Here is a 2,446-nt window from a genome sequence, read left to right on the forward strand (position 1 = left end):
GCTGGCTGCATCGGGTTACCGGCGGTGGGGGAGCGGTGATCGGTCATGTGGGGTGCCTCCTGGGCAGGGCGGGGCTGGTCCCCCGGCGCGCGGCCGGGGGACACGGGGAAGTCATGGGGTGGGCGCGTGCGCGCCGGACCGGCTCGGCGGCCGGGGGTGGTGCTGGGGCGGTCGGCCCCAGCACCGGGCGGGGCGGGTCAGACCAGCGCCATGGCGGCGAGCGCCTGGGCCTCCAGCTCGTACGCGGCGTCCGCGTCCTGGATGGTCTGCGCGGTGGCGGTGATGGCCTGGAGGATGCCCCCGGCGGTCGGCTGCCCGCCCCGGATGAAGTGGTTCAACACCGATGCCTGCACGGACTCGGAGAACCGGAGCTTCTTGCCGATCGTCTCGATGGTCTTGGCGGGGTCGGCGACCTCGCGTCCGGCCTCCCGCTCGATCGCGCGGAGCTTGGTCTCCACGTACTCCCGGTCAAGGAACGTGGTGACCGCGTCGCGGGTCTGCGCCTGGATCAGCGCGAGGTGCTTGGCGTCGGTGTCCTCAGAGACCCGGATGAGTCCCTCGTCCATGCGCGCCCCGAGGTGCACCGCCCGGTAGGCGTCCTTCGTCATGGTCAGCCCGTTGGTGCACACCTGGACGGTGATGCGGGGGGTGAGGGTGTAGGCACCGGACCCGACCTCGCTGTTGGCCAGCACGAAACCGGCCGACACGACGGGCAACTGGTCGCCCGTCTGGCCGGTGAACGGGGACCGGTACCCCTTCAACAGCTCGGGCGCCATCACCCGCACGGACCGCGACTCGATCCGGACCACCATGCGCCGGTCGGACAGATCGCACCCCGTGATGTCGATGTCATGCCCGCTCTGCCGGATGCCCTCCAGCGCGGACACCAGCACGTCGAAGTTGTCGATCCGCCGGTAACTGTCCGACAGCACGGCGCGCAGCACACCGACACCGCCGTCCCCGTCACCGGGGGTGAACGTCCGCAGCATGAGCTTGCGGGACGGGTCGGCCTCAAGCCACCCGTTCACGTTCGCGTCGTACAGCGCGGGCAGCTCCGTCCGCATGCGCCGCAGGTACGCCAGCGGAATCCGCAGCTTCTCCGCGATCCCCTCGTCGGCCACGGAGGTTGGCCGCAACGCCTGGTCGGTGAGGGTGACGCCCTCGGCGCTCAGCACCGGCTCGTGACCGGTCAGCAGCAGGTTCCCGCCCTCGGCGCGCATCCGCCCGGCGGACGCGACGTGATCGGCCTTGCGGGCGTGCTGGTGCGTCAGGGCCTCTACGAGATCCCGGAGCTCGGCGTTACGGGCGGCCCCGGTGCCGTCCGGGCCGGGGGTGACGACGGCGGCGCGGGTGGTCAGCTCCTGCATGGTGGTGCTCCTTGGTGGTGTTTCGTCGGCGTCGGGGTGCCAACCTCGACGACTTAATAATAGGTAACTTTGGAGGCGGGGCCACCGGTTTCCCTGCGGCCCCGACCTGCGGGAATCAGACCAGGGCGCGGGAGCGGAGGAACTCGGCCACCCGGTAGGCCACCTGTCGGAGCGGCTGCCGCGTACGGCGGTCCTCGCGGCGGACCGTGCCGATGATCCGGCGGCCGGTCTCGCCCTCGAAGATGATCACGTACTGGCACTCCTCGGTGATGGGCATCACCAGCAGCACCGGCCCGGCGTGGGTCGGCAGCTGAAGTGCGGTCATGTTCTCGTCCTGGTCGTGCAGGACGCGCGCCCCGTCCAGGAGCGAGGGCAGGGGCAGGAAGCTTGCGATCTGCCGCGCGGTGCTCGCCTGCTCCGACTCGGGGCCGTGCACGACGGAGGTGACGCAGCCCTGAGCAATGATGATCTCCACTTGGGAGGTCCTTTCGGTCGGTGGCGTCTGTCGCGCCTCCCGGTGCCTGCCGGGCGACTTGCTAATAGTTAACTGCATCGCGCGGCCACGGTCCAATCAATTTCGCGCCGCGCCGCAAGGGTTCACCCGGTCGGCGCACATTTGAGCCGGTGGGTTACCCCTTGGGCTGCCCCGTGGGCAGGGGCGTGGGGTACCCCGTGGCATACCCCGTGGGCTGGGCTTTCCCCCGCCTTTCTTCAACTCAGTATCACCGCTGGTGGGTTGGGGTGCCGAAGTCTTCGGGGACGCTGACATGCCCCTTTGCGCGTCCGCCTGTCCCGGAGTGGTGTGGTTGGGGTTGGGCGGTCGCGCGTTGGGGGTGGGGGATGTGTCGTGTGTGGGTGTGTGGGCGAGCGGGGGCCCTTGCGTGCGGTGCGGGCCCCTCTGCCCCGCTGTGGGCCCGCACGGGCCCTGTGTGGCCGTGGTGGCCCGTCAGGGCCGTGGTGAGGTGGTTGTGTGTCCGGGCTCGGTTCCGTGCCGTAGGCGCGGAACCGCTCGGCGGGTGGTTCGGGGGTGGGTGAAGGGGAGTGGTGGTGTACCGGGGAAACGTGTCACTTCCGGGGGC

At 70.6% G+C, this 2,446-nt stretch carries 2 protein-coding genes; both read right to left on the minus strand.

Annotated elements, in window-relative coordinates; genetic code table 11:
- Positions 1-197 precede the first annotated feature (197 nt).
- Entirely contained in the window at positions 198-1,367 is a 1,170-nt protein-coding gene (locus tag TR50_RS26040) for a hypothetical protein (protein WP_042426767.1), read from the minus strand.
- Positions 1,368-1,482: 115 nt separating this feature from the next.
- The gene (locus TR50_RS26045; RefSeq protein WP_042426771.1) at positions 1,483-1,842 is read right to left on the minus strand and encodes a hypothetical protein; all 360 of its coding nucleotides are present in this window, start codon (positions 1,840-1,842) and stop codon (positions 1,483-1,485) included.
- Positions 1,843-2,446: the final 604 nt, after the last annotated feature.

The organism is Streptacidiphilus anmyonensis (assembly GCF_000787855.1).
In the GTDB taxonomy this organism is placed as follows: Bacteria; Actinomycetota; Actinomycetes; order Streptomycetales; family Streptomycetaceae; genus Streptacidiphilus; species Streptacidiphilus anmyonensis.